Source organism: Streptomyces kronopolitis (assembly GCF_050953795.1).
Taxonomy (GTDB): Bacteria; Actinomycetota; Actinomycetes; order Streptomycetales; family Streptomycetaceae; genus Streptomyces; species Streptomyces kronopolitis_A.
In genome coordinates, this window is sequence record NZ_CP191850.1 from 4852197 (window position 1) to 4877675 (window position 25479).

The 25479-nt window shown below is 74.8% G+C and carries 22 protein-coding genes; 9 read left to right on the forward strand and 13 right to left on the reverse strand.

The window, feature by feature from the left end:
- Positions 1 to 34: 34 nt before the first annotated feature.
- A complete protein-coding gene (locus ACQP17_RS21560; protein WP_433857736.1) occupies positions 35 to 718 on the reverse strand; it encodes an HD domain-containing protein in 684 nt (227 codons plus the stop codon).
- Positions 719 to 941: 223 nt separating this feature from the next.
- Between ACQP17_RS21560 and ACQP17_RS21565 the strand changes: the two genes are divergently transcribed.
- Positions 942 to 1658, forward strand: coding sequence for a copper homeostasis protein CutC (locus ACQP17_RS21565; protein ID WP_433857737.1), 717 nt, complete (start codon positions 942 to 944; stop codon positions 1656 to 1658).
- A gap of 79 nt (positions 1659 to 1737) precedes the next feature.
- On the forward strand, positions 1738 to 2760 hold the full coding sequence (locus ACQP17_RS21570) for a hypothetical protein (protein ID WP_433857738.1): 1023 nt from the start codon (positions 1738 to 1740) through the stop codon (positions 2758 to 2760).
- Positions 2761 to 2838: 78 nt separating this feature from the next.
- Here the strand turns inward: ACQP17_RS21570 and ACQP17_RS21575 are convergent, their stop codons facing one another.
- Positions 2839 to 4995: a HelD family protein gene (locus ACQP17_RS21575; protein WP_433857739.1), complete on the reverse strand. Its 2157-nt coding sequence runs from the start codon at positions 4993 to 4995 to the stop codon at positions 2839 to 2841.
- A gap of 370 nt (positions 4996 to 5365) precedes the next feature.
- Here ACQP17_RS21575 and ACQP17_RS21580 point away from each other — a divergent pair, with 370 nt between their 5' ends.
- Positions 5366 to 5572 carry a hypothetical protein gene (locus ACQP17_RS21580; protein WP_433857740.1) on the forward strand — a complete coding sequence of 69 codons (207 nt, stop codon included), beginning with the start codon at positions 5366 to 5368 and terminating at the stop codon, positions 5570 to 5572.
- A gap of 334 nt (positions 5573 to 5906) precedes the next feature.
- A complete protein-coding gene (locus ACQP17_RS21585) occupies positions 5907 to 7103 on the forward strand; it encodes a glycosyltransferase 87 family protein (protein WP_433859965.1) in 1197 nt (398 codons plus the stop codon).
- Positions 7104 to 7155: 52 nt separating this feature from the next.
- Here the strand turns inward: ACQP17_RS21585 and ACQP17_RS21590 are convergent, their stop codons facing one another.
- Both ACQP17_RS21590 and ACQP17_RS21595 read right to left on the reverse strand, forming a co-directional pair.
- Entirely contained in the window at positions 7156 to 8808 is a 1653-nt protein-coding gene (locus ACQP17_RS21590; protein WP_433857741.1) for a DNA repair helicase XPB, read from the reverse strand.
- A gap of 176 nt (positions 8809 to 8984) precedes the next feature.
- Positions 8985 to 11504, reverse strand: a complete 2520-nt coding sequence (locus ACQP17_RS21595) for a helicase-associated domain-containing protein (protein ID WP_433857742.1) — start codon at positions 11502 to 11504, stop codon at positions 8985 to 8987.
- Positions 11505 to 11680: 176 nt separating this feature from the next.
- Here ACQP17_RS21595 and ACQP17_RS21600 point away from each other — a divergent pair, with 176 nt between their 5' ends.
- Together ACQP17_RS21600 and ACQP17_RS21605 are read left to right on the forward strand one after the other, a co-directional pair.
- Positions 11681 to 12874, forward strand: coding sequence for a hypothetical protein (locus ACQP17_RS21600; protein ID WP_433857743.1), 1194 nt, complete (start codon positions 11681 to 11683; stop codon positions 12872 to 12874).
- 97 nt (positions 12875 to 12971) lie between these two features.
- Positions 12972 to 13637, forward strand: coding sequence for an HAD family hydrolase (locus ACQP17_RS21605; protein WP_433857744.1), 666 nt, complete (start codon positions 12972 to 12974; stop codon positions 13635 to 13637).
- Here ACQP17_RS21605 and ACQP17_RS21610 read toward each other — a convergent pair.
- On the reverse strand, positions 13574 to 13852 hold the full coding sequence (locus ACQP17_RS21610) for a hypothetical protein (RefSeq protein ID WP_433857745.1): 279 nt from the start codon (positions 13850 to 13852) through the stop codon (positions 13574 to 13576). The two genes, ACQP17_RS21605 and ACQP17_RS21610, sit on opposite strands and share 64 nt — an antisense overlap.
- A 180-nt stretch (positions 13853 to 14032) precedes the next feature.
- Here ACQP17_RS21610 and ACQP17_RS21615 point away from each other — a divergent pair, with 180 nt between their 5' ends.
- A complete protein-coding gene (locus tag ACQP17_RS21615; RefSeq protein ID WP_382863287.1) occupies positions 14033 to 14416 on the forward strand; it encodes a cold-shock protein in 384 nt (127 codons plus the stop codon).
- Between the two features lie 37 nt (positions 14417 to 14453).
- On the opposite strand, the gene ACQP17_RS21620 is transcribed toward ACQP17_RS21615, so the two are convergent.
- The 4 genes from ACQP17_RS21620 to ACQP17_RS21635 form a co-directional block, all read right to left on the reverse strand.
- Complete coding sequence (locus ACQP17_RS21620; protein WP_433857746.1) at positions 14454 to 15305, reverse strand: 1,4-dihydroxy-6-naphthoate synthase; 852 nt, start codon at positions 15303 to 15305, stop codon at positions 14454 to 14456.
- Between the two features lie 10 nt (positions 15306 to 15315).
- Positions 15316 to 16077, reverse strand: coding sequence for a futalosine hydrolase (locus tag ACQP17_RS21625; RefSeq protein WP_433859966.1), 762 nt, complete (start codon positions 16075 to 16077; stop codon positions 15316 to 15318).
- Positions 16078 to 16093: 16 nt separating this feature from the next.
- Positions 16094 to 16597, reverse strand: a complete 504-nt coding sequence (locus ACQP17_RS21630; protein WP_433857747.1) for a hypothetical protein — start codon at positions 16595 to 16597, stop codon at positions 16094 to 16096.
- A 69-nt stretch (positions 16598 to 16666) separates the two neighbouring features.
- Positions 16667 to 18097, reverse strand: a complete 1431-nt coding sequence (locus ACQP17_RS21635) for an MFS transporter (RefSeq protein WP_433859967.1) — start codon at positions 18095 to 18097, stop codon at positions 16667 to 16669.
- A gap of 395 nt (positions 18098 to 18492) precedes the next feature.
- Between ACQP17_RS21635 and ACQP17_RS21640 the strand changes: the two genes are divergently transcribed.
- Both ACQP17_RS21640 and ACQP17_RS21645 read left to right on the forward strand, forming a co-directional pair.
- Positions 18493 to 19398: a DUF3027 domain-containing protein gene (locus ACQP17_RS21640; protein ID WP_433857748.1), complete on the forward strand. Its 906-nt coding sequence runs from the start codon at positions 18493 to 18495 to the stop codon at positions 19396 to 19398.
- 562 nt (positions 19399 to 19960) lie between these two features.
- Positions 19961 to 23221, forward strand: a complete 3261-nt coding sequence (locus ACQP17_RS21645) for a sacsin N-terminal ATP-binding-like domain-containing protein (RefSeq protein ID WP_433857749.1) — start codon at positions 19961 to 19963, stop codon at positions 23219 to 23221.
- 370 nt (positions 23222 to 23591) lie between these two features.
- On the opposite strand, the gene ACQP17_RS21650 is transcribed toward ACQP17_RS21645, so the two are convergent.
- From ACQP17_RS21650 to ACQP17_RS21665, 4 genes are all read right to left on the reverse strand, one after another.
- Entirely contained in the window at positions 23592 to 23930 is a 339-nt protein-coding gene (locus tag ACQP17_RS21650) for a VOC family protein (RefSeq protein ID WP_433857750.1), read from the reverse strand.
- Between the two features lie 136 nt (positions 23931 to 24066).
- Positions 24067 to 24831 (reverse strand): MerR family transcriptional regulator, encoded by a 765-nt coding sequence (locus ACQP17_RS21655; RefSeq protein WP_433857751.1) that lies wholly within the window; start codon positions 24829 to 24831, stop codon positions 24067 to 24069.
- A gap of 111 nt (positions 24832 to 24942) precedes the next feature.
- Positions 24943 to 25131, reverse strand: coding sequence for a hypothetical protein (locus ACQP17_RS21660; protein ID WP_433857752.1), 189 nt, complete (start codon positions 25129 to 25131; stop codon positions 24943 to 24945).
- Between the two features lie 78 nt (positions 25132 to 25209).
- Positions 25210 to 25425 (reverse strand): hypothetical protein, encoded by a 216-nt coding sequence (locus ACQP17_RS21665; RefSeq protein WP_433857753.1) that lies wholly within the window; start codon positions 25423 to 25425, stop codon positions 25210 to 25212.
- Positions 25426 to 25479 lie beyond the last annotated feature (54 nt).

Below are 25479 nucleotides of genomic sequence, written 5' to 3' on the forward strand. Positions count from 1 at the left end.
GGTAGGACGACGTGCATTCCGGGAGCGGGGCCCCCTAGCTGCCGCGCAGCAGATCCAGCTCCGTGGTGAGGTTGCGGCGGGCCGGGTGCTCCCAGAGGTCGTAGCCGCGGGGGGTGCGGAACAGGCGGGGCAGGGCGAGGAGTTGGCTCAGGACGGCGGAGCGGCCGGCGGTGAAGTCGGCGTCGGGGACGAAGCCGTACTCCTCGCGGACGGCGGCGGCGTACGCGGCGTACCGCTCGGGGGAGCCGGCCAGCACGGCGAGGTCGGCATCGCACAGCACCTCGCCGTCGGGATCGTCGGGTGCCGGGTCGTGGGTGACGGTCAGCCGCACCAGGCGGGCGACCTCGGCCGTGCGGGCCGCCCCGACGCCCAGCTCGGGCAGCGCGCGCTCGGCGAGGGACGCGCTGCGCTCCTCGTTCTCGGAGCGGTCCGGGCGGTAGACCGCGTCGTGGAACCACGCCGCCAGCTGCACGACGGCCAGGTCATCGGCGTACTCGGCCAGTTCGTCGATGCGGTAGAGGACCTCGGCCAGATGCTCGACGGTGTGGTAGCGGCGCTGGGGTTCGCTCCAGCGGGACAGCAGGTTGTCGGCGTACGGGGCGGGGTCGGGGGCCGTGGGGTGCTTGCGGCCGCGGGCGTCGGCGAGGGTCAGTGACCAGCGCTGCCGCAGCTCCGGCGTCGGGTCGGTGGTGTCTGCCGTACGGGACACGGGAGTCATGCGAGCCATTGTGCCCCGGTGCGGGGCGGCCCGGAGCGCGGGTCGGGATGTGGACGGTCCGGCCGGGCGGTCGGCGTTCGGGGGATTCCGGTCGCGCCGGTGGCGAACCGGTCCCGGGCGGGCCCGGAGGCCCGTACCCTGGGATATTGGACTAGACCTCTTGACCTCTTCTTGGCCTCATGGGGTTCCGTCCCGTCATGCCGTCGTCGGAGGATGGGGTCATATGAGCAAGCGCGCGCTGCTGGAGGTGATCGCGCTCGACCCGCGGGACGCGGTCGCCGCCCAGGCCGGCGGAGCCGATCGCCTGGAACTGGTCACGGACATGGCGGCCGACGGGCTCACCCCGCCCCGGGCCGTCTTCGCCGCGGTCCGGGCGGCCGTCGGCCTTCCGCTGCGGGTGATGCTGCGCGCCACGGACGGCTTCGCGGCCGGCGCGGTGGGGGCGCTGTGCGAGGAGGCCGGGGCGCTGCGGGCGGAGGGCGCCGAGGAGTTCGTCCTCGGGTTCCTGACGCCGGACGGCCGGCCGGACCTCGCGGCGGTGGCGGCGCTGGCCGAGGTGATCGACGGCTGCCGGTGGACCTTCCACCGGGCCATCGACCGGGCCGCCGACCGGGACGCGCTGCGCAAGGAGCTGTCCACGGCCGCCGGGACCACGGGCCTCGACACCTATCTGACGGCTGGCTCCGCCCGGGGCGTGGCCGAGGGGCTGCCCACGCTGCTGGCCGAGCAGGCGCGCACGGCGGCGGGCGAGCCCGGGTACGCACCGCGGATCCTGGTCGGCGGCGGCCTCGGCCTCGACCACCTGCCGGCCCTGTGCGCGGCCGGCCTGGACGCTTTCCACATCGGCGGCGCCGCCCGCCCGGCCGGCTGGACCGCACCGGTGGACGCGGCGGCGGTGGAGAACTGGCGGACGGCGCTGGACCGCGCGGTGGGCTGCTAGGGGCTGTCCGCACCGCCCACCCCCGCGCGTCGTGAGGTTCTTACATCCTTCTCACAACCGCACCTCACTGTGGGGTTCCATGAGGACCAAACGCATTGCTGTCGGTGTCGGAATTGCCGTGACGATGGGGCTGACGGGCGCGGCCGTGGCCTCCGGGGCTCCCGCTCCGGCGTCCGGCAAGGCCCCCGCCGCCGCGACCGGCAAGAAGACGGCCACGAACTACCTGTACTCCTCCATCGGGGACTTCGACGCCAACGTCAAGCCGCTGCTCGACCGCCCGGACGTCGCCGGGGTGCAGCTGGTGGTGCCGTGGAAGGCGATGGAGCGGAAGAAGGACCAGTACGACTTCTCCGAGATCGACCGGGTGCTGAAGTATGTGCAGGATCGCCACAAGAAGCTGTTCATCCAGGTGCAGGACCGGTTCTTCGAAGCGCCGTCCCGGCTCCCGGACTATCTGAAGGACCCGAAGTACAAGGGCGGCGCGGCGCCGACCAAGAACGACAACGGCCTGGGCCCCGGTAAGCCCGGGACGGTCGCGGCGCAGTGGAATCCGCAGGTGCGGGGCCGTTTCCAGCAGCTGCTGAAGGCGATGGCGCAGCGGTTCGACGGCCGTCTCGCCGGGGTGAACCTGCCGGAGACCGCCACCGAGGTGGACACCAAGAAGGACCACACCGGCTACAGCGACGACGCCTACTTCAAGGCGGAACTCGACAACATGGCCTACGGCAAGAAGGTCTTCCGCAAGACGGCGTTCATCCAGTACGTCAACTTCTGGCCCGGCGAGTGGAACAACAGCCGGAAGTACATGAGCCGCACCTTCGAATTCGCCAAGAAGCACGGCATCGGCCTGGGCGGGCCCGACGTCCTGCCGGGTGCCAAGGCGCAGCTGGAGAACTCGTACCCCTTCTTCAAGAAGTACCGGGGCCAGCTCCCCATGGTGGCCATGGCCGTCCAGGAGCCCGACTTCCAGTACAAGAACCCCAAGACGAAGAAGCCGTACACCCGGCAGGAGTTCATCGACTTCGGCTCGGACACCCTCGGCGCCGACGGCCTCTTCTGGGCCACCAGCGCCCCCTGGCTCCACCAGCCGGCGAAGCGGTAACGCCCCCCGGGAGCCGCCCCGCCGACCCGCCCCGCCGACCCGTTCCCCCGTCCCCCTCGGCCCCCGGCGGCCCCGGCCTCAGCCGTCCGTCAGCCGGTCCGGCAGGGCCGCCGCATGGACCACCGTCAGGCCCGACACCGGCCGGGTCAGGCACACGTACAGCCGGCGCAGCCCGGTCCGGTCGTCCGGTTCGCCGTCGACGATCGCGGCCGGCTCGTCCAGGACCACGTAGTCGTACTCCAGGCCCTTGGCGAGCGTGGCCGGCACCAGTGTCAGGCGGGCGGCGGCCGAGGTCTCCTCGCCCGGTGCCAGGCAGGTCACGCCGGCCTCCTCCAGGGCGGCACGCAGCGGCGGAATGCGGGCCTCCGCCGCGATCAGGCCGATCGAGCCCTCCTTGCGCAGTGCGTCGTCGCAGGCCGCGAGGGTGGCGGCGGTCAGGTCGGCCGGTTCGACGGTGCGGATCTCGAAGTCGCCCGCCGACTCGCGGATCGAGGTCGCCTCCGTCAGGTCGGGGGCGATGGCGGGCAGCAGCCGGGACGCGTAGGAGATGACCGCGCGCGGCACGCGGAAGCCCTGGGTGAGCTCCTCGACGGCCGCACCGGGCTTGCCCAGATGCCGCAGCGCCTCCTGCCAGGTGTCGGTCGCCCACGGGGTGGTGCCCTGGGCGATGTCCCCCAGGATCGTGGCCGAACCCGTCGTGCAGCGGCGCCCGACCGCGCGGTACTGCATGGGCGAGAGGTCCTGTGCCTCGTCCAGCACCACATGGCCCAGCGAGTGGGTGCGCGTGACCACGTCCATCGCCTCGTCGATCAGCACCGCGTCCGCGGAGGACCACTTGGCGCTCTTCACGCTGCGGGCCGGCTTGGCCCACAGGATCGTCTTCTGCTCCTCGGGCGTGAGGATCCCCTCGGCCTGCCCGGCCAGGAACTCCGCGTCGCCCAGCAGCCGCAGCACCAGCTTCGCCGGATCGACCGGCGGCCAGACGGCCTTGACCGTGGCCTTCACCGCGGGGTTGCGGGCCACCGCGTCCTGCACCCGGTCGTCGGGGGCCTCGCCGGCCTGCTCCATGCGGACGAGCACGGCGTGCGCGATCCGCTGCGGCAGCGCGTCGCGGGCCGCACCATAACGGATGTCGCGGTCCCTCAACTCCTGCACGATCTCTTCCAGTTCGTAGGCCGGTACCCGCCAGCGGCGCGAGCCGCGCACGACCACACAGGGCTCCTGGGGCGGCGTGATGTGCGAACGGACCGCCCGCCGCAGCACCTCGGCCATCCGCGCGTCACCCTTGACCGTGGCCGCGGCCGCCCCGTCCGTGCCGCGCACCTCCACATCCCCCACCAGGTCGTCGACGGTGGCCTGCTTGACCTCCAACTCGCCCAGGGCCGGCAGCACCTGCTCGATGTAGTGGAGGAACGAGCGGTTCGGGCCGATGACCAGGGTGCCGGAGCGGGCCAGCCGCTCGCGGTGCGCGTACAGCAGATAGGCGACCCGGTGCAGGCCGACCGCCGTCTTTCCGGTGCCCGGCGCGCCCTGGACGCAGACCGAGCCGGCGAGGCCCGCGCGCACGATCTCGTCCTGCTCCGGCTGGATGGTGGCGACGATGTCCCGCATGGGGCCCACGCGCGGGCGCTCGATCTCCGACTGGAGGAGCCGGCTGGACTGCTCGGCCTCGGCCGGGTCGGTGAGGTGCTCGTCCTCGTAGGCGGTCAACTCGCCCGCCGTGTAACCGAAGCGGCGGCGCAGCCGCAGATCCATCGGGTCCTTCTTGGAGGCCCGGTAGAACGGCTGGGAGACGGGGGCGCGCCAGTCGATGACCATGGGGTCGCCGTCGGCGTCGTGGACGTGGCGCCGGCCGATGTAGAAGTTCTCGCCCTCCCGTCGCCCGCCGCCGTCCTTGCCGGAGGCACTCTGTGCCACCCCTTCCGGCGCCCCTTCCGCGAGGTCGAGCCCGGGCGCGTGGAGGTAGTCGAGGCGGCCGAAGAACAGCGGGGTGTGGGCCAGGTCGGCGAGCGCCTTGATGCGGGCGTCGATCTCGCCCTGGAGCACCTCGGCGTTGACCCAGTTCGCGGTCACGTCGGCGATGTTCAGGGCCTCGGCGTCCTCGCGCATGGCGCGCAGCGCGGAGCGGGAGGCGGCGAGGTGGTCCTTCTCGCGCAGGAGCGGGTCCTCGGGCGCCGGGGCGGGGCGCCCGGCGTGCGGCGGTTGGGGTGCGGAACGGTGGGCGTGCGAGGGCACGGCGTTGCCTCCGGTGGCGGTACGTCGGCGGGCGCGTCACGGTGGTCGGGCGCGGCGGGCCGGTGGCGGTGCGTAGCGCAGGTCCTGCGGTGCGCGGGTCAGCGGCGTGAAGCGAAGAGCCGGCCGGTTTCCGACCGGGCGGCGGCACTCCTCGGCGGAGGCAGGCAGACGCGCGAGTGTAGTGGGCGGCCCGGGACGGCGCCAACGGATTAAAACGGCGGTCACCGCGGCGGGGGAGCGGGGACGGCGGGGCCGGGGCGCCGTAAATCTCCCGTAGGGGGTCGGATAGGCCTGGAGGCTGACTTCCGGCCCTGCAGGGATGGACCTATGGACCGATGTGCTGCAATCGCGTGAATTTCATCATGGAGGTATGAGCAGCGCAGCGATTCCCCCAGCCTCCGTCCACCCGTCCCTCCACCCGGCCAAGGGCGCCACGGCCCTCGGCGGCGACCCCGGGCCCGATGCGGCGCCCGCCCCCGCGCACCGCCATGTCGTGGGCAACGTCCTCCGCGCGATCAAGGTTTTCGCCGCGGCCGCCTTCGGCGTCGCCGTCATGGGTGAATACGCCGACGACTGATGACTGACGACTGACCCCGCGGCCGCCGCATGGTGCCGAACGCGTCACCATTCCGTCAGCAAGCCGGCAAACCCCGCACAATCGCGGTCGGAAGCCGCCGCCCCCACCGGCACGGGACGGGGCGCGGTCGCCAGTGAGCAGCCGACCCGCGTCGACATCCAGATGACCGGAAACCGTTACGGCCGGTCGGCCTCGATCCACTAGCGTCGCCGGCGAGGGCGCGCTCAGCGCAACGGGGAGGGGTCAAGGGGTGTCTGCCGCCGACGGGCCGGGGAAGCCGAGACGGGTCTGGGCGCGGAGCATCGCCCGCCCCCGCTTGCTGCTCGCAGCGGCGTTGCTCATGGTGTCGCTCGCCGGATTCGGGGCGCTGCACCTGATCCAGCAGATGCCGATGTCGGACATCGTGGTCTACCGCGCCGAGGGCCAGGCCGCCGCGGCCGGTGGTGATCTCTACGGCTTCACGGTCGGCAAGTGGAATCTTCCGGCCACCTATCCGCCGTTCGCCGCGGTGCTGTTCATACCGACGACCTGGCTCCCGCTCGGCGTCCTCAAGATCTTCGGCGTGCTGCTCAACACGGTCCTGCTCGGGCTGCTCGTCCACCTCTCCTGCAAGGCCGCCGGCCTGCGCCGGGCCGCGGCCGACGTGCCCTTCCTGCTCGCCGCCACCGCCCTCGGCCTCTGGCTGGAGCCGGTCTTCCAGACCTTCGTCTTCGGCCAGGTCAACCTCGCGCTGGCCTGCCTGGTCCTGTGGGACCTCTCCCGGCCCGACGGCGCCCGCCTCAAGGGGTTCGCCACCGGTCTCGCGGCCGGCATCAAGCTCACCCCCGCGCTCTTCGCCGTCTACCTCCTGATCACCGGTCGGGTGAAGGCCGCCTGCACCACCCTCGCCGGGTTCCTGTGCTCGGTGCTGCTGGGGTGGCTGGCCCTGCCCGACGCCAGCGTCGAGTACTGGACCCGCCGGATGTTCGAGACCGGCCGGGTCGGCAAGGCCTGGATCGTCGACAACCAGTCCCTCCAGGGCCTGATCACCCGGGTGCTGCACGATCCCGCGCCCGGCCTGCTGTGGGCGGTGCCCGCCGCACTGACCGCCGCGGCCGGGCTGTACGCCGCCCGCCGGGTGTACGTGCGGCGCGGTCTGGACCACTGGGGCGTGCTGTGCACGGCCGTGACGGCGCTGCTGGTCTCGCCGATCAGCTGGTCCCACCACTGGGTGTGGTGCGTGCCGCTGCTCGTCGCGCTCGCCGCGCACACCCGGCGCGTCCCGTGGCGCAGGGCGCTGCTGGCCGCCACCACTCTCGCCTTCGCCGCCCGGACGATGTGGATCACTCCGCACGCCGGCTCGCTCGATCTGCATCTGCCCTGGTGGCAGCAGCCGTTCGCGGCCCCGTACCCGGTGCTGGGGCTCGGCCTGCTGGCGGCGGTGATCTGGTGGACGCGCCGCCCGTCCGGCGTTCCCGTCCTCGCCGGCGGCGGCAGGCTGCCCGCGCCGCGCGCCGAGCGGCAGCTGTCCGGCCGCTCCCCGGCGGTGTGAGCCCCGGCGCCAGGGCTGGCCCCGCCCGGCGGGACGCCCGGCCGCCGGTGGCTCAGACGTCCTCGTCCGCCGCCAGCAGCTCGTCCGCGTCCACGATCCGGTAGGCGTAGCCCTGCTCGGCCAGGAAGCGCTGGCGGTGCGCGGCGAAGTCCTGGTCGATGGTGTCGCGGGCGACGACCGAGTAGAAGCGTGCCTCGTGCCCGTCCGCCTTGGGGCGCAGCACCCGGCCCAGGCGCTGGGCCTCCTCCTGGCGGGAGCCGAAGGTGCCGGACACCTGGATCGCGACGGTCGCCTCGGGCAGGTCGATGGAGAAGTTCGCGACCTTGGAGACGACCAGGACCGACAGCTCGCCCTGCCGGAACGCGTCGAAGAGCTTCTCGCGCTGGGCGTTGGTGGTCTCCCCCTTGATCACCGGTGCGTCCAGATGCTCGCCCAGCTCGTCCAGCTGGTCGATGTACTGCCCGATGACCAGGGTCTGCTCGCCCTGGTGCCGGCGGACCAGCGCCTCGGTGACGTACTGCTTGCTCGCGGTCGTCGCGCAGTAGCGGTACTTCTCCTCGGTCTCGGCCGTCGCGTACGCCAGCCGCTCGGTCTCGGTCAGAGTGACCCGCACCTCGACGCAGTCGGCCGGGGCGATGTACCCCTGCGCCTCGATCTCCTTCCACGGGGCGTCGAACCGCTTCGGGCCGATGAGCGAGAAGACGTCCGACTCCCGGCCGTCCTCGCGCACCAGCGTCGCGGTGAGCCCCAGCCGCCGCCTGGCCTGCAGGTCGGCGGTGAACTTGAAGACCGGCGCGGGCAGCAGATGCACCTCGTCGTAGATCACCAGGCCCCAGTCCCGGGAGTCGAAGAGTTCCAGATGCGGGTAGACGCCCTTCCGCTTGGTCGTCAGCACCTGGTACGTGGCGATGGTGACCGGCCGGATCTCCTTCTTCGTCCCGCTGTACTCGCCGATCTCGTCCTCGGTCAGCGAGGTCCGCTTCACCAGCTCGTGCTTCCACTGCCGGGCCGAGACGGTGTTCGTCACCAGGATCAGCGTGGTCGCCTTGGCCTGGGCCATGGCACCGGCCCCCACCAGCGTCTTTCCCGCGCCGCAGGGCAGCACGACGACACCCGAGCCGCCGTGCCAGAAGCCCTCGACGGCCTGCTGCTGATAGGGCCGCAGCGCCCAGCCGTCCTCGCGCAGCTCGATCGGGTGCGCCTCACCGTCGACGTAGCCGGCCAGGTCCTCGGCCGGCCAGCCCAGCTTGAGCAGCGTCTGCTTGATCTGCCCGCGCTCGGAGGGGTGGACGACGACGGTGTCGGGGTCCAGCCGCGCCCCGACCAGCGGCTGCACCTTCTTCGACCGCAGGATCTCCTCCAGCACCGGGCGGTCCGTGCAGGTCAGCACGAGCCCGTGGGCCGGGTGCTTGGCCAGCGTGAGCCGCCCGTAGCGGGACATCGTCTCCGCGATGTCGACCAGCAGGGCGTGCGGGACCGGATACCGCGAGAACTGCACCAGCGCGTCGACGACCTGCTCGGCGTCGTGCCCGGCGGCGCGTGCGTTCCACAGCCCCAGCGGTGTGACCCGGTAGGTGTGGATGTGCTCGGGCGCCCGCTCCAGCTCGGCGAAGGGGGCGATGGCCCGGCGGCAGGCGTCCGCCAGCTCGTGGTCCACCTCCAGCAGCAGCGTCTTGTCGCTCTGGACGATGAGAGGTCCGTTCACGCGCCTCGCCTTTCGCTTCCCGGCCGTCGGCCGCCTGCGCCCGGCCGGTGGATCACCACCGCGGACATCGGCCACGGATGCGGCCAAACGTCCAGTGTGCCGCATCGGCGCGGCGGGCGTCAGGGAGGACGGCGGGCCCCTTGTGCGGCAAGGGGACCGGGGCGCGACGGCCCGGCTCAGACCGAGTCGTCGGCCAGTTCGGCCACGCCCGTGATCCGGTGCAGCGGGTACGTGCGGACCTCGTCGGCGGTGTGGTCGAAGGCCGTCACGAAGCCGCCCTCGACGCGTACGGGGGCGATCACGCGCTGGCTGGCGGCGCCGTCGGCGTTGACGTAGCCGATCCAGAGCGCGGAGTGGGTCAGCACCGCGGCCTGCATGGTGGCGAGGGTCTCGGCGGAGGTGGTGCGGGGCAGCGAGCCGGTGGCCGGCGCGGGGGCGTGCACCGGCTTGCGCTCCGCGGTGGCGGCGAGATCGCCGGCGCGGATGGCGCGCACCGCCGCCGCGAGCAGGGTGGGGTCGGGCGACGGCGGGCCGTCGGGGACCGGGGTGGGGGCGGTGCGCGGCGGGGTGCGGTACGAGTCGGCGCGGGCGATCAGTACGTCGCCGGCGGCGGACTCGGCGGCCGGGGCGTAGCCCATCGCCCGCAGGCCGTCGAGGAGTTGGTCGGGTGAGGTCTGGGCGGCGAGCACGGTCGGGGCGAGCCGGCGCAGCCGCAGGGGCGCGGCACGGCGGTCGGCGAGGATCTCGGACAGCAGCGCGTCGTCGTCGCAGCGGACGTAGGCGGCGGCCGCGCCGATCCGCAGCTGGCCGTGCCGGCGGGCCACATCGTCGATGAGGTAGGCGAGCGGCTGGGGGACCGGGGTGCGGGAGTGGCGGGTGAGGAACTCCTGCAGTTCGGCGGCGGAGCGGCCGGCGTCCAGGGCCCGGCGTACCGAGCCGGGGGTGAAGCGGTAGACCGTCGCGCCGCCCTTGGACTCGATGTCGGCGAGGACGCCCAGCGCCTCGGCGAGCGGGCGCTCCAGCGGCCCCGGGGCGACGGCGGTCAGGTCCGCCTGGAGCAGGACGTGGTCGAGCGGCTCGGGCAGGAGGGGCGCGAGCCGGGTGGCCGCGCGGGCCGCCGCGGCGGCGGTGTCGTCGGGGGTGGGCTCGGCGCCGTCCGGCGGGGTGTCGACCAGGCCGCGGCCGTGGGCGGCGAGTGCGCCGCGCCCGGTCACCCCGAGCAACTCGGCCTCGGTCAGCGCCCATTGGGCCAGCCGCGAGCGGAGGTCGTCGGCGGGTGCGGGGGCGGTCCCGGCCGGGGCCGTGACCTCGCCGGCGCCGTCCGCGGCCGCCGGGCCCGCGGCCGGCCGGCCGCCGCGCAGCGGACGCTCCCACCGCATCCGGGCGAGCACGGCGGAGGCCGGTACGGACGTCCCGGGCGGCAGGGAGGCGAGCAGGGCCAGGGCGCGACGGCGGACCTCGGGGGCGGGGGAGCGGTCGAGGTGCGGGCCGAGGACGGCCAGGGCACGGCCCTTGGCGTCGGCGGTGCCGACGACGCCCGGGGTACGGGTCGCGGCGAGCCAGCCTGCGACGAGGACGGCCCAGCGCTCGGGGTCGGGCAGCTGGAGCCACTCCCCGGCGGCCGGGGTGGCCGCGAACCGCTCGTCGGCCTCGCCGTCGGAGGCGATCAGCCCGGCCCCGTAGGCGAGTTCGAGCCAGAAGGCGGCGAGCTGCTCGGTGGTGTCCAGGGCGGTGGCGGTCCGCTTGAGGTCGCGGACGCTCATCCCGCCGGCGCGCAGCACGGCCGGGCCGCCCAGGTCCCACTCCTTGAGCAGCTCCTCGACGGTCGCCAGCGCGGTGAACGCCTGGCTCGCGGCGGCGTTGTCCATAAGCTGCGGATCACGTTCCGTGGCGGGCGAGAGGGCGGGGGCGGCCGGTTCGGTGGTGTGGTGGGCGCGCCCGCCGCGCAGATGCAGCGCCACCTCCCGGGGCAGCACGACATTGCGGGCACCCGCCGGGAGCAGCAGGCCCCGGTCCAGCAGCCATCGCAGATGCGGGGCGGGCCGGTCGGTGACCCCGCCGTACGGCGGGCCCCACAGCAGCTTGTCGAGGACGGCGACCGATTCGGCGGGCGCGGTGTCCAGCAGCGCCGCCATCCGCGCGCGGTCGCCGAAGAGCGCGCCGAGCGCGGCGGCCGCGGTGACCGGGTCGTGGGTGGTGGGCAGCCCGGCCGCGGCGATGATCTCCTGCAGCAGCCCCGGCGACATCCCCGCCACGGCCTCGGCGACGGTCGGGCCCAGGCCGGTCGGCGAAGGGTGCACGGCGCTGGGCGTCAGCAGCTCACGGGCCGTGCGCACCAGTCGCAGCCGGTCGTCCGGGCCCCACACCAGCGCCTGCGCCCGCAGCTCCGCGACCGCCCCGGGCAGCGCCGCGGCGACCGCCGGATCCCCCGCGTCCCCGCCCATCAGCGCGCCCAGCGTCGCGTACGGACACGGGTCGGGCGCCACCGCCAGCGCCTCCGCGGTCTGCAGGACGAAGCGGTCCAGCCGCTCCACCGCGCGCACCACCGACGCCCGCGTCCCGGCCCGGGTCGCGAGCTGGGTGACATCGCCCGGCACCGGGCTGAGCAGATCGGGCCGGGCCCGCAGCAGCCCGACGAGCCCGCCGTCCGGGCGGGTCCTGAGCTCCTCGGCGAGGGTGCGGGGTGTACCGGTCATTCGTCCTACGTTAGCGGGGCGGCGGAGGAGGGGGGACCCGGTGGCGGCGCGGTTTCGTGTGCCACCGCCCCCGCGGTGCCGCCGCGCCGCCGTGCCGGGCGCCGTGCCCTCCGGCCCGGCCGCCGGCCGAAGGGGTACCGTCGGGGGAGCAACCAGCGGACGCCGCAGGGGATTTCGTGGGGATCGAGAGTGATCAGCTCGTCTTTGACTATCTGAGCCGGGTCGGTGACCTGGCTCAGCAGCGGGGCCTGCCGTCCGGCACCCGGATGCGGCTGGTGAGCGGGCTGCGGGCCGAGATAGACGGACAGCGGGCCGACTCGGTGCCCGGTGTGCAGCGGATCCTGGCCCGGCTGGGGACCCCGGAAGCGGTGGTCGCGGCCGCGGGCGGCGCGACGGACACCCCCCGCGGCGGCTTTTCCGGGACGGCGCGAGGTCCACAGGCCGGTCCCGCCCCGCGCGGCGGCGGCCCCGCCGTACCGTTCGGCCCGCTGCCCGGCGGGCCGTCGCGGCCGGAGTCGCCGCGGCCCACCGCCCGCGAGCGGCTGACCGGCCTGGCCCGGCGCAGCGGGCTGACGGGCCGCACCCCCCTCAACGGCACGGCGTCCGCCGACGGCCAGGCCTCCGGGAGCGGCACGGTGCCCGGCCCGCGGGGCGGGGCGGGCGACGCCGCACCGTCCGTCGGCCTGCCGCCGCATCTGGCCGGGGCGGACGAGCTGGGTGACGGCGCGGCGCCCGACTGGTGGCGGGTGCAGCCCGGCCCGTTCGGCCCCGGGGAGACCGTGCCGGGGTTCGTCGGCGGGATCGAGATCCCCGAGATGTGGGACCGCCCGGAGAGCGAACGCCCGCTGTCGCTGCGCAAGGACGGCGGGCCGGAAGCCGACGGGGACGGGACGGCGGCGGACGGCGACGGCGCGGGGCCGCGGGGACGCCCGCTGCCCCGGCTGCTGCGGCGGGCGCTCGGCCGCCCGCCCGCCCCGGTGTCCGCACCGGCCGCGGACGGCGAGGAGGAGGCGGTGGCGCTCCCCGCGCGCCCGCCGCTCAGCCCGGCCCTGACGCTGGCGGTGCTGCTGCTGGTGGCCGGCGCGGCGCTGGGCTCGTGGCTGGCGCTGGCGGGCGGCTGGGGGCTGGCCTACGCCTCGCGGCGGCTGACCCGTCCCGAGGCCAAGTTCGCGGCGCTCGGCGTGCCGGGCGTCGTCGTGGGCGGCCTGGTGGTGTGGCTGTGGGGCCGCTTCGCGGGGCGGTGGGGCGCGCCGATCGCGCACGGCCGGCTGGGGCCGGAGATGCTCGACGGGCTGCCGGGGACGGTCCGGGTGGCCGCCGTCGCCTCGGCCCTGTTCCTGGTGTGGCGGATGCGCCGGGTGCCGCGCTGAGCCGCGTCCCCGGCCCGGAGGCGGCCGCGGGCCGGGCCGGACGGGCCGCCCCGAGCCGCCCCGGGGCCCGGTTGCCGCCGCGGGCACAATGGCAGGCATGGCTGCGCACCCCCTGACGGTCGGATTCGACCTCGACATGACGCTGATCGACTCCCGCCCCGGCATCAAGGCCGCCTATCAGGAGCTGTCCGCCCGGACCGGCACCTTCGTCGACGCCGAGGCCGCGGTGACCCGGCTGGGCCCGCCGCTGGAGCAGGAGGTCCGCCGGTGGTTCCCCGAGGAGCGGGTCGCGGAGATCAGCGCGCTCTACCGGGAGCTCTACCCGCAGCACGCGATCGAGGCCACCACGGCCCTGCCCGGCGCCCGCGAGGCGCTCGCCGCGGTCCGTGCGGCAGGGGGACGGGCGATCGTGGTGACCGCCAAATTCGAACCCAACGCCCGGCTGCACCTGTCGCACCTCGGCCTCGCGCCGGACGCCGTCATCGGCTCCCTGTGGGCGGAGGCCAAGGCCGAGGCGCTGCGCGCCCACGGGGCGCAGATCTACGTCGGCGACCACACCGGGGACGTCCGGGGCGCGCACACCGCGGGCGCGCTGTCCGTGGCCGTCGCCACCGGCCCGTGCGACGCGCAGGAGCTGCGGGCGGCCGGCGCGGAAGTGCTGCTCGGCGATCTGACGGAATTCCCGTCGTGGCTGGATCGCTACGTCACGGAAGGGGTCGATGGGGCGGGCGGGGCGGATGCGTCGGCGGAGGCCTGCGCCTGACGGCGCTGCGCGACCGCGGAGCGGACCACTCCGGCCGCGGCGACCAGAAAGCCGACGCCCATCACCATGCATAGCCAGTAGAAAACGGACGGCAGCGGGTCGGTTCCGAGGAACAGCGGCATCACCGTGGCGAGAGTGGCCACTGCGCCAACTAGGAACATGATCGCGCCGATTCGGACCAGCAGATCCCCGGCCTGGGGAGTTTCGTCAGACACCTGACCAGGGTAAGTCCGGGCCAGCAGCACCGAGGGTCCACCCGGCGGCGTCTTGTCACCGGCCCGGGGACCATTAGCCTTGGTGGTGGCGGGTCCTGCGGCCCGCTGCAGTGCTATCCGGACCCCTTTTTTGCCTTTTTCCCCTATTTTTTTCCCACGAGTACGAGGACGAGGACAGACGTGCCTACCGGCAAGGTCAAGTGGTTCAACAGTGAGAAGGGCTTCGGCTTTCTCTCCCGCGATGACGGCGGTGACGTCTTCGTCCACTCGTCGGTCCTGCCCGACGGCGTGGACGTACTCAAGCCCGGCCAGCGCGTTGAATTCGGCGTCGTCGCCGGCCAGCGCGGCGACCAGGCGCTGACCGTGACCCTCCTCGACCCCGCACCCTCCGTGGCCGCGGCCCAGCGCCGCAAGCCCGATGAGCTCGCCTCGATCGTCCAGGACCTCACCACCCTGCTGGAGAACGTCACCCAGCAGCTGGAGCGCGGGCGTTACCCCGACAAGGTCCACGGCGCCAAGATCGCCGGCATGCTGCGCGCCGTCGCCGACCAGCTGGACGTCTGAGCCCGGCGCCCCGCGCCGCCGGCCCGTCCGGCAGCCGTCACACGAAGCTCAGCGCATCGCGGCCGAGGGGAGGTACGAGCCCCTCGGCCGCGGCGCGGGTGAGCAGCCCGCGCACCGCGGCGTAGCCGTCCTCGCCGAGACCGGCGGTGAACTCGTTGACGTACAGCCCGATGTGCTGGTCGGCGACCTTCGGATCCATCTCCTGGGCGTGCTCCAGGACGTACGGCCGGGAGGCCTCGGGGTCGTCCCAGGCCATCCGGACCGAGCTGCGGATCGCCGCGGCCAGGTCGCGCAGCGCCGCCCCGCCCAGCGACCGCTTGGCGATGATCGCGCCGAGCGGGATCGGCAGGCCGGTGGTGAGCTCCCAGTGCTCGCCCATGTCGGCCAGGCTGACCAGCCCGTAGTCCCGGTAGGTGAAGCGCGCCTCGTGGATGACCAGGCCCGCGTCGACCTTGCCGTCGCGCACCGCCGGCATGATCTCGTGGAACGGCAGCACCACGATCTCCCCGACGCCGCCCGGTACCTCGGCCGCCGCCCACAGCCGGAACAGCAGATACGCCGTCGAGCGCTCGCTGGGCACCGCGACCGTCTTGCCGGCCAGGTCCGCGGCCGCGCCCCGCTCCCGGGTCAGCACCAGCGGCCCGCAGCCGCGCCCCAGCGCCCCGCCGCAGGGCAGCAGCGCGTAGTCCTCCAGCACCCACGGCAGCACCGCGTACGACACCTTCAGCACATCGAACTCGCCGCGCTCGGCCATGCCGTTGGTGCGGTCGATGTCGGCGAAGGTGACCGCCAGCTCCGGCGCGTCGGGGACGCGGCCGTGCGCCAGCGCGTCGAAGACGAAGGTGTCGTTCGGGCAGGGTGAGTACGCGATGTTCAGCGGCCGGCTCACGGGGTCCTCCTCAGCTGGGATGGTGCGACCCCCCGGCCGCTTCGGCGGCGGCCGTCAGGGCTCCGGGAAGCGTACGGAAGGCCTCGGTCAGGGCGGCCAGGGCGGCGCCGATGCGCCAGGCGCCGCGGTCCCGGGGGCCGACGGCGTTGGAGATCGTACGGATCTCCAGCACCGGCACCCCGTGCGCGGCGGCCGCCTCGGCGACCCCGAACCCCTCCATCGCCTCGGCCAGCACGCCCGGGTGACGCGCCGCCAGCTCCGCGGTGCGGGCCGCGCTGCCGGTGACCGTCGAGACGGTGACCACGGGGCCGGTGGCGGCGCCGGCCGCCGCGGCGACGGCCCGCACCAGCGCCGGCTCGGGACGGTGCAGCACCGTGCCGAAGCCCAGCTCGGTGACCGGGGCGAAGCCGTCGGGGGTCTCGGCGCCCAGATCGGCCGCCACGATCGCGTCCGCGACCACCACCGACCCCACGGGCGCGCCGGACGAGGGTGCCTGCGGCGCGGCACCGGGCGGGAAGCCGCCGCCGATCCCGGCCGAGACGACCAGGTCGTAGGGGGCTTCGGCGAGCGCGGCGGCGGTCAGCGCGGTGGCGGTGCCGGCGGCCGCGGCGGCCGGACCGACACCGGCGGCCAGCGCTTCGATCGTCACCGGCGCGCCGGGCAGCCGCCGCAGCGGGTAGCCGCCCGGCAGCGTCGCCTCCGTGCAGGACTGCGCCGCGGCGCACACCGCGTCGCGTTCGGCGGCGACCGCCGTGACGACCAGGACCCGCATCATCCGGCCCTCCGGCTCAGTTCTCCTGCTTCAGGGTGAAGTGCCACATGGCCTTGGGGCCTTCGCCCGAGTTCAGCTCGGCGACCTGGAGGGTCACGTCCTTGCTGTACGTGGTCTGGCCGGTCTGCGGGTTCTGCTGCATGAAGAGCGTGTCCGCGTCGAAGCTGCGGTAGGTCTGCTTGCTGGGCTCGCGCATGACGGGGCCGGCGCCGATGACGATCCAGCCGGACTTCGCGACCTCCGGGTCGACGCCGACGCGCACCTTCTCACCCGGGTGCACGGTGATCGTCTTGTCGCCCTTCTTGGTCAGGCAGGCCGAGATCTCCTTCTTGGAGAGGACCTTGCCGTCCCCGTCGCAGCCGGGGGTGGCTTCGGCCTGCACCGTCGTCGATCCGACGGTCACGGTCGAGAGCGCGGTCGGCTTCTCGCAGGCGGAGAGGGTGATGAGACCCAGGGACACGGCACCGATGGCGGCAGCGGCACGGCGGCCCTTGCCCCAGGAGATCAACGCAGCGGTCATACGGGCAGGCTATCGGGCGCCCCGGCACACGCCACGCCCGGGTACGGCGCGGCGCGCGCCCGCGGGAGGTCAGGCCACCCGGGGGGTCGTCGCGCCGCCGCGCCGGGCCGCGCTCAGCAGCCCCCGCACGGCCAGCGCCACCCCCAGCAGCACCAGCCCCGCGGCCACCGCCATCCCCAGCGTCCCGATCAGCGGGAGCGAGATCCCGATGGCGCCGCCCACCACCCACGACATCTGCAGCGCCGTCTCGGACCGGGCGAACGCGGAGGTCCGCACCCCCTCCGGCACATCGCGCTGGATCATCGCGTCCAGCGACAGCTTCGCCAGCGCCTGGCACAGCCCCGCGACGGCCGCCGCGGCGGTCACCACGACCACCGCCACCACCTGGTAGAACACCGCCGCCAGCACCGTCGCGCAGAGCGCCAGCCCCAGCACCGCCGCGATGATCGCCTCCGGCCCGCGGGCCTTCAGCCAGGCACCGACGGCCGTCCCCAGCGCGTTGCCCGCGCCGGCCGCCACCGCCACCAGCCCCAGCGAGGCCGCCGCCCCCAGCCCGCCCAGCGGACGCTCCCGCAGCAGGAACGCCAGGAAGAACGTCAGGAAACCCGAGAGCGCCCGCAGACAGGCGTTGGCCTGCAGCCCGTGCAGCACCGACGGCCCGACGGTGCGCAGCCCGGGCTTGCGGCCGCTGCGCGCCGCGGCCCGCACGGACGCCTCCCGGGACGTCAGCCGGGCCCGGACCTCGCCCTTCGCCGAGTCGACCTTGTGCGGCAGCGAGAACGACAGGAACGTGCCGGCCGCGAACACCACGCACGCCCCGTACAGCGGCCAGCCGGGCCCGATCAGATGCAGCCCGGCGCCGATCGGCGCCGCCGCCCCGGTCGCCAGCAGGCCCGCCAGCGTCACCCGCGAATTGGCCTTGACCAGCGAAATCCGTGGTGGCAGCAGCCGCGGCACCACCGCGCTGCGGATCACGCCGTACGCCTTCGAGGACACCAGCACCCCCAGCGCCGCCGGGTAGAGCTGGAGACCGCCGGTCGCCACCGCGCCCGACATCGTCAGCGCCAGCAGCGCCCGCGCCAGCATCGAGCCCGCCATCGCCGCCCGCCGGCCGTGCGGCACCCGGTCCAGCAGCGGCCCGATCACCGGCGCCAGCAGCGCGAACGGCGCCATGGTGACCGCCAGATACAGCGCCACCCGGCCCCGTGCCTCGTTCGTCGGCACCGAGAAGAACACCGTCGAGGCCAGCGCGACCGTGATCATCATGTCGCCGGCGGAATTCACCGCGTGCAGCTCGATCAGCTTGCCCAGACCCGATTCGCCCGCGCCCTGCGCATGCGTGGCGCGCCGCAGTCCGCGCGCCGCGCCGGTGAACGGGCGGTGCAGCGCCCGGCCCAGAGCGCGCCCCGCCCGGCGCGCCCGGCCGCCCCCGTATCCGCTCCGCGTAGAGGCGCGCGACCCCCCGGACGGCGTCCGTGCCGACGTCCGGGAGGTCCGCAACACCTTCGACACCCTTACGGAAGCCACCCGGCCATACTGCCCCAACTCGCCCACGAGAGGGCACTTTCTCCGCGCTGGCGCGCGAGGCGCACCGCCCCGCGACCGCTCCCGCGGACATTTGCCACTCCCGCCGAGGGGTCGTACACCGCTGAAGGGGTAGCGTGTGTAGCGCGCCACCGGCGGTCGTTTTTGGCCGCGTGCCTCCTCGCGATCCCGCAGAATGGGACGTGAGAGGCGCGCTCGACCGAAACGACCGGGCGCGGACGTCGACGCGGTCCCCAGGTCCGCTCCGCCCGCCCCGGTACCGCCGGTCGTCCGGACAGGACAAGGACAGCTCCGGCTGGCGCGCTCGTGAGACGGCGTAGAAGAGAGAATCGATTCTTGTGAGTGCTGCGATGCGAAGCCGTACCCCTGACCGCCTGTGCGCCGAGGCGGTCGACCTCGCCCGGGAGGCGGCGAAGGAGGCCGCGCTGCCCGGCATGGTCGGCGACCACATCGATGCCGTCGCCGACGGGGACCGCGTCGTCACCCACCTCTTCGCCTGCAACGAGCCCGGCTACCGCGGCTGGCGCTGGGCCGTGACGGTCGCCCGGGCCTCCCGCGCCAAGGTCGTCACGCTCGACGAGACGGTGCTGCTGCCCGGCCCGGACGCGCTGCTCGCGCCGGAGTGGGTCCCGTGGAGCGAGCGGCTGCGCCCCGGCGACATGGGCCCCGGCGACCTGCTGCCCACCGAGGCCGACGACCTGCGGCTGGAGCCCGGCTTCACCGGCGACGACGTCCCGCCGCCGAACTCCGTCGTCGCGGAGGGTATGGCCGCCGAGGTCGCGGACACCGAGGAGGCGACCGTCCTGCCCGGCTCGCCCGCGATCCAGCCCGCCCCCGACCGCGGCGGCATCGCGGCCGTCGCCGAGGAACTGGGCATGCGCCGCGCCCGGGTCCTGTCCCGCTACGGCCTGCACACCGCGGCCGACCGCTGGGAAGACGCCTACGGGTCGAAGTCCCCGATGGCCCAGGCGGCCCCCGCCACGTGTGTGACCTGCGGCTTCCTCACCCCGCTCACCGGCTCCCTGCGCCAGGCCTTCGGGGTCTGCGCCAATGAGTTCGCCCCCGCCGACGGCCGGGTCGTCTCCCTCGCCTACGGCTGCGGGGCGCACTCCGAGGCCGCCGTCATGCCGAAGCCGCCGCGGCCGGCCGCGCCGGTGGTGGACGAGACCGTCGTCGAACCGCTGGCGTTGCGTCCCGAGCGGGACGGGGGCTCGGTGGAGGAGTCGGGGCCGGCGGAGGAGCTTGGCCACAGCTGAGTGTGGCGGCCCTTCCCACGTATTTGGCTGCGGCGCCGTTCGCCTTCGGCGGGGGGTGCCGTTTCGCCTTCGGCGGGGTGGGGTGTGGTTGGGCGGGGGCGCCTGTGGTGTGTGGTGGTGGCGGTGGAGGTCCTGCGGGGCCTGTGTTGTGGACTGCTTCGCTTTACGTCCACAACACAGGCCCCTCCGGCCCGCCCCCTCCCGTCCGGATCGGCGCCCCCGTCCGGTGGGGGGAGTGGTCAAAAGCCAGAAGCTCGGCCTCCTCGTGGATGGGCCGAGCTTCTGGTTTTTGTCTTTGACTCATCCCCCACCGGGGTGGGGCCCTACAACTACGGGAGGGGGCAGGGGCGGAGGGGTGGGTGTGTGGACGTAAAGCGAAGCAGTCCACACACCCACCCCGGAGCCCCTGCCCCCGCCACCCCCACACAGCGACCGGGGTCCCACCCCACAACCACCCCGCTCCCGCCGAAGGCGGGAAGAACCCACGGAAGAACCACGGCGCGGGACCCGGCAACGTGGGGCGATACCGTCATGGCACGCGAACAGACGAGGGAGACGGACAGTGACAGCTACGTCCTGGGTGCGAGGCGCGGCCGGAGATCCGTTCGGGACGGGGCGGCTCCGGCGGGGCGTGCTGGATGCGTGGGCCGCGTCGCCGGCACGGTTCCGGGAGGACGCCAACGCCGAGGAGGACCTCGCGCTCGGCGGCTACCGTGACCGGCTCGTCGTGGAGCTGGCGCAGAACGCGGCGGACTCGGCGGCCCGCGCGGGCGTCGCCGGGCGGCTCCGGCTGACCCTGCACGCGGCCGACCGCGACGCGCCCGCCGTGCTCGTCGCGTCCAACACCGGTGCCCCGCTGGACGCCACCGGTGTCGAGTCGCTGTCGACGCTGCGGGCCTCCGCGAAGCGGGAGCCGAGTGCGGCGGCCGGGGCGGTCGGCCGGTTCGGTGTGGGGTTCGCCGCGGTGCTGTCCGTGAGCGACGAGCCGGCGCTGGTGGGCCGTACCGGCGGCGTGCGCTGGTCGCTGGCCGAGGCCCGGGCGATGGCGGAGGAGGTGGCGGCGCACAGCCCCGGCCTGGGCGGGGAACTGCGCCGCCGGGACGGGCACGTTCCGCTGCTGCGGCTGCCGCTGCCCGCGGAGGGCGGCGCGCCCGAGGGGTACGACACCGCCGTCGTGCTGCCGCTGCGGGACGTCGCGGCGCAGGATCTCGCCGGGCGGCTGCTGGCCGACATCGACGCGGCGCTGCTGCTGACGCTGCCGGGGCTGGCCGAGGTCGTGGTCGAGACGCCCGAGGGCGTACGGGAGTTGCGGCGCCGGCAGGACGGTGCGTACGTCCTGATCGAGGACAGCGAGCGGGGCGCCACCCGGTGGCGGGTGGCGAGCGACAGCGGGCCGCTGGACGCCGCGCTGCTGGCGGACCGGCCGGTCGAGGAGCGGCTGCGGCCGGTCTGGTCGGTGACCTGGGCGGTGCCGGTGGACGGCGAGGGGGCGCCGGCCCGGCCGGGGACGGCGCCGGTCGTGCACGCGCCGACACCGACCGATGAGCCGCTGGGCCTGCCCGCGCTGCTGATCGCCTCCTTCCCGTTGGAGCCGACCCGGCGGCACGTCGCCCCGGGGCCGCTGGCCGACTTCCTGGTGGGCCGGGCGGCCGCGGTCTACACCGCGCTGCTGGGCGCGTGGCAGCCGGTGTCGACCGGCACCCTCGACCTGGTGCCGGGGCCGCTGGGCAAGGGCGGCCTCGACGGTGAGCTGCGCCGCCAGGTGCTGGAACTGCTGCCGCGGGTGCGGTTCCTGCCGAGTGCGGGCGCGCCGCGGGACGGTGCGGAGGCCGAGCCCGAGGCGGCGGGCGAGTGGGACGCGGACGACGGCGGCGTGGACCGCTATGTGCTGCGGCCGGTGGACGCCGAGCTGGTGGAGGGCGCGGGCGCGGCGACGGTCGGGGTGCTGGCCGAGCTGTTCCCGAGCCTGCTGCCGGCCGGCCTCGAACGCCGTCCGGAGCTGCGGGCGTTGGGCGTGGCCCGGGTGCCGCTCGGGGAGATGGTCGACCGGCTGGCGGGCGTCGAGCGGTCGCCCGGCTGGTGGTGGCGGCTCTACGACGCGCTGGCCGGCACCGACCCGGACCTGCTCAGCGGGCTGCCGGTGCCGCTGGCGGGGACGGCGGGCCAGGGCCCCGGCGGGGCGCACGCCGTACGGACCACGATCGGGCCGCGTCAGGTGCTGCTGCCGCCGCCCGGCTCCGGCGAGGACGCCGCGGCGCGGCACCGCACGCTGGCCCGGCTCGGCCTGAAGGTCGCCCACCCCGACGCGGTGCACCCGCTGCTGGAGAAGCTGGGCGCCACCCCGGCCGCCCCGCGCGCGGTGCTGACCACGCCCCAGGTGCGGGCTGCCGTGGCGAACTCCCTGGACGCGGACGAGGACGCCTACGACGTCTTCGCCGACGAGACGGGCGGCGCCCCGCTGGGGGCCGAGGAGCTGGCCGAAACGGTGCTCGGCCTGGTCCGGGACGCCCGCCTCGCGCCGGGTGACGAGCCCTGGCTCGGGGCCCTCGCGCTGCCCGACGAGGACGGTGAGCCGGCGCCCGCCGGCGAGCTGGTGTACCCGGGCAGCGCCTTCGAGCAGGTCATCCGGGAGGGGGAACTCGCCGCCTGTGACGGCGAGTTGGTGGACCGGTGGGGTGAGCAGCCGCTGACGGCCGTGGGCGTCATGGCCGCCTTCGCGCTGGTCCGGGCCACCGATGTCGTGCTCGACCCGGACGAGATGGAGCCGCGGGACGGGGACTTCGCCGAGCCGGACGACGTGGGCCTGCTGGACGCGGTGGACGTGTGGTGCGAGGACGTCCTCGACACGCTGCCGCAGACCCCCGTACCGCCGGTGGTGACCGAACTCGTCGCGGTCCGCGACCTCGACCTGGTCGACGACGACGCCTGGCCCCAGGTGCTGGCGATGCTGTCCCAACCGCCGCTGCGGGACGCCCTGACCGCGCCCGTGCGGGTCCTGCTCCCCGACGGCACCACCGAGTCGGTCCGCCCGTACACCGCCTGGTGGCTGCGTGGACATCCGGTGCTGGACGGGCGCCGGCCGGCGGGTCTGCGGTCCGCCGGCGGGGACGCGCTGCTGGCCGGGCTGTACGAGTCCGCGGACGCCGGGGAGGTCGACGCGCAGGTACTGCGGGCGCTCGGGGTGCGCACCTCGGTGGCCGCGCTCCTGGACGAGCCGGGCGGCGCGGCGGAGCTGCTCTCCCGGCTCGCCGACCCGGACCTGCCCGTCGGCGCGGCCCAACTGCACGCCCTCTACGGCATGCTGGCCGGTCTCGACCCCGACCGGGTGACCCTGCCGGACGAGCTGCGGGCCGTGGTCGACCGGGAGGTCCGGGTGGTGGACGCGGCCGACGCGGTGGCCGCCGACGCGCCGGACCTGATGCCGCTGGCCGGCGACCTGGCCCTGCTGCCGGTGCGCCCGGCGCGCGCCGCCGCGCTGGCGGAGCTGCTCCAGGTGCCGCGGCTGAGCGAGGCGCTCGGCGCCGCGGTCCGCTCCGAGGGGGTGCGCCACGAGGTGCCGCAGGCCGTACGGGCCCTCCTCGGCGCCGCCACCCCCGAGGCGTACCTGGAGCACGAGGAGTTGCTCGTCGACGGCCCCGGCGGCGCCGCCGAGCTGGACTGGCGCCGGACCCCGGACGGCACGGTGCACGCGGCGACCCTGGAGGGCGTGGCGGCGGGGCTGGCCTGGGCGGCCGGTCAGTGGCCGCGCCGCTTCGAGGTCGCGGCCCTGCTGGAGGACGCGGAACGGGGGGAGGAGCTGGCGCGGGCGCGCTGGTTCGACTGAGCGGAGGCCGGGCGCGCAGCGCTCCCGCCGCCCTCCTCCGGGCGGCGGGATGATGCCGCCATGCCTCTCGCGATCCCGCCCGCCCTCCCGCAGGAGCCCTCTCGTCCGCCCCGCAGCCCGTTCTCCCCGTGTCCGGGGGCGAGTTGCTGTGACGTCCCCGGGAGGCGGCCGACGCGCCCGTCCTCCAGGCCGCCTTCCGGGGCGGGGCGATCCGGCGCCGGCGCATGCGCCCTGTGACATCCCCGGCCGAAGCGCGGGAGCGGATCGCGGCCGCGCACCGTTCCTGGCGGGAGGAGCGGGAGGAGCGGGAGGAGCGGGAAGCGGAATGGGCCCTCGACTGAGGAACGGTGTGCGGGCCGGGCCGCGGCGGTCAGTCGGCGGGCTGCCACACCGCCAGTTCACTGCCGCCCGGCTCGCGGAAGTGGAAGCGCCGCCCTCCGGGGAAGGCGAACGGCTCCAGGGTGATCGCACCGCCGGCCGTCTCGACGGCGGTCCGGGCCGCCTCCAGGTCGTCGGTGCGGATGGCCACCAGCGGCGCGGCGGTCTGATCCTTCGGATCGGCCTGGAACCCCAGTCCGACGCCGGCGCCGCCGATGTCGGAGTAGGTGGGGCCGTATTCGGTGGGTGTCCAGCCGAACGCCTCCTGGAAGAAACGGCCCGAGGCGGCGGTCGAGTCGGAGGGGAATTCCACGAAGTCCACTACGTACATGGCCGCACCCTACGACGCTCCCGGGCCGCCTGTCCCGTGTGAGGAGAACGGGTCCCGAGGTGCGGGTGTGAACGCAGGGCGGGGGAGAGCCGGCTGTCGCCGGGGGTCTGCAGCACCCCGGCGGATGAGCCGTCGGTCAGCTCAGGCGGGCGTCGGCGTAGACGTCCATCGCGTCGCGCTGGTAGGCGGCCAGCCCCTCGGCGATCTTGTCGAAGTTCGTGCGGAACTGCGGGTCGTCGACGTAGGTCCGGGCCAGGCCCTTGTACCCGCACGCGGTCGGGGTCCAGAAGCGGCGGACGCCCTGGTAGTGGGTGTCGATCTCGGCCTGCACCGCGGGGTCGGTGACCGGCGTGCCGGCCACCATGTGCTCCGCGAGGCGGATCATCTGCGCCGTCACCTCGCGCTGCCACCGCTCGGTGTCCTCCGCGGTCATCGTCCCGGCGGCCCGCCGGGACTCCGCCCACTGCGCGGGCCACCGTTCGCGGACCTCGGCCTCCTGCTCGGGCCGGGGCTCGAACCCCTCGAACAGGTTCTCCGGCCTGTTGATCTTCGTCATGCGGTTGCCGTCCTTGTCTTCCTCCAGTTCGGCGAGGGTCCGGCCGACCGTACGGGCCAGCGTCTCCAGCCGGTCCCGCTCCGCCAGCAGCCGCTGGTGGTGCTCGCGGAGCACGGCCACCCGGTCGAGCCTGCTGTCCAGGACCGCCTGGATCTCGCGCAGCCCCAGGTCCAACTCCCGCATCAGCAGAATCTGTTGCAGCCGCAGCAGATCGGCTTCCTCGTAGTAGCGGTGCCCGTTGCTCCCGATCCACGCGGGCGGCAGCAGACCGATCTCGTCGTAATGCCGCAGCGTCCGGGACGTCACCCCGGACATCCGGGTCACCTCCGAGATCGACCAGGCCATGTCGCGTCTCCCTCGCCGGGCCGGTTTCTCCGGCCACGGGAACGACCGTAGGAGTTGACGTAACGGAAGCCGCAAGCCCGTTGACGCCGTGCCGCGCCCGGCGGCGCGGGGTCAGTTCGAGCGGAGGCGCTTGACGAGGCTCCAGATGACGACGAGCGCGGAGAGGGTGAGGAGCGGCCACACCCACCAGTCGAGGGTGCCGTCACCGGTGCCGCCGTAGGAGCCGCCGGTGTGGCGGTGGTAGTGGTGATGCGAGCTTGCCAGCACCCTGTACGCCAGGTCCCCCGAGTGGAGTGTCATGGGGCCGGAGTGTAGTGGGGCGGCCGGACGCGGGGCACCGGGTGGGCAACCCCGGACCGGGCCGGGATCCGGGCCGCCTCAGCGGGCGCGCAACCGCCGTTTGACGAGGGCCCAGCCGACGCCGAGGACGGTGCCGACCGCGAGCAGCGCCCAGCCGCCGGCGTCGATACCGGCGGCGGAGCCGTGGCCGGTGGAGTAGTGGCTGTGACGGCTGTAACTGGAGTGGCTGGAGTGGCTGGAGTGGTGCGAGCGCGCCAGCAGCTCGTACCCGCGGTCCCCCGTCTGGAATGTCATGTGCACGGACTCTAGGGGAGGCGGGGCGGATGCCGGCGGGCGGGGCCCGGGCCC

What these genes read in the sequence shown, in the direction of transcription:
- ACQP17_RS21560 (WP_433857736.1), bottom strand. Translation starts at nt 718, where the DNA reads ATGACTCCCGTGTCCCGTACGGCAGACACCACCGACCCGACGCCGGAG.
- ACQP17_RS21565 (WP_433857737.1), top strand. Translation starts at nt 942, where the DNA reads ATGAGCAAGCGCGCGCTGCTGGAGGTGATCGCGCTCGACCCGCGGGAC.
- ACQP17_RS21570 (WP_433857738.1), top strand. Translation starts at nt 1,738, where the DNA reads ATGAGGACCAAACGCATTGCTGTCGGTGTCGGAATTGCCGTGACGATG.
- ACQP17_RS21580 (WP_433857740.1), top strand. Translation starts at nt 5,366, where the DNA reads ATGAGCAGCGCAGCGATTCCCCCAGCCTCCGTCCACCCGTCCCTCCAC.
- ACQP17_RS21595 (WP_433857742.1), bottom strand. Translation starts at nt 11,504, where the DNA reads ATGACCGGTACACCCCGCACCCTCGCCGAGGAGCTCAGGACCCGCCCG.
- ACQP17_RS21605 (WP_433857744.1), top strand. Translation starts at nt 12,972, where the DNA reads ATGGCTGCGCACCCCCTGACGGTCGGATTCGACCTCGACATGACGCTG.
- ACQP17_RS21625 (WP_433859966.1), bottom strand. Translation starts at nt 16,077, where the DNA reads ATGCGGGTCCTGGTCGTCACGGCGGTCGCCGCCGAACGCGACGCGGTG.
- ACQP17_RS21630 (WP_433857747.1), bottom strand. Translation starts at nt 16,597, where the DNA reads ATGACCGCTGCGTTGATCTCCTGGGGCAAGGGCCGCCGTGCCGCTGCC.
- ACQP17_RS21640 (WP_433857748.1), top strand. Translation starts at nt 18,493, where the DNA reads ATGCGAAGCCGTACCCCTGACCGCCTGTGCGCCGAGGCGGTCGACCTC.
- ACQP17_RS21650 (WP_433857750.1), bottom strand. Translation starts at nt 23,930, where the DNA reads ATGTACGTAGTGGACTTCGTGGAATTCCCCTCCGACTCGACCGCCGCC.
- ACQP17_RS21655 (WP_433857751.1), bottom strand. Translation starts at nt 24,831, where the DNA reads ATGGCCTGGTCGATCTCGGAGGTGACCCGGATGTCCGGGGTGACGTCC.
- ACQP17_RS21660 (WP_433857752.1), bottom strand. Translation starts at nt 25,131, where the DNA reads ATGACACTCCACTCGGGGGACCTGGCGTACAGGGTGCTGGCAAGCTCG.
- ACQP17_RS21665 (WP_433857753.1), bottom strand. Translation starts at nt 25,425, where the DNA reads ATGACATTCCAGACGGGGGACCGCGGGTACGAGCTGCTGGCGCGCTCG.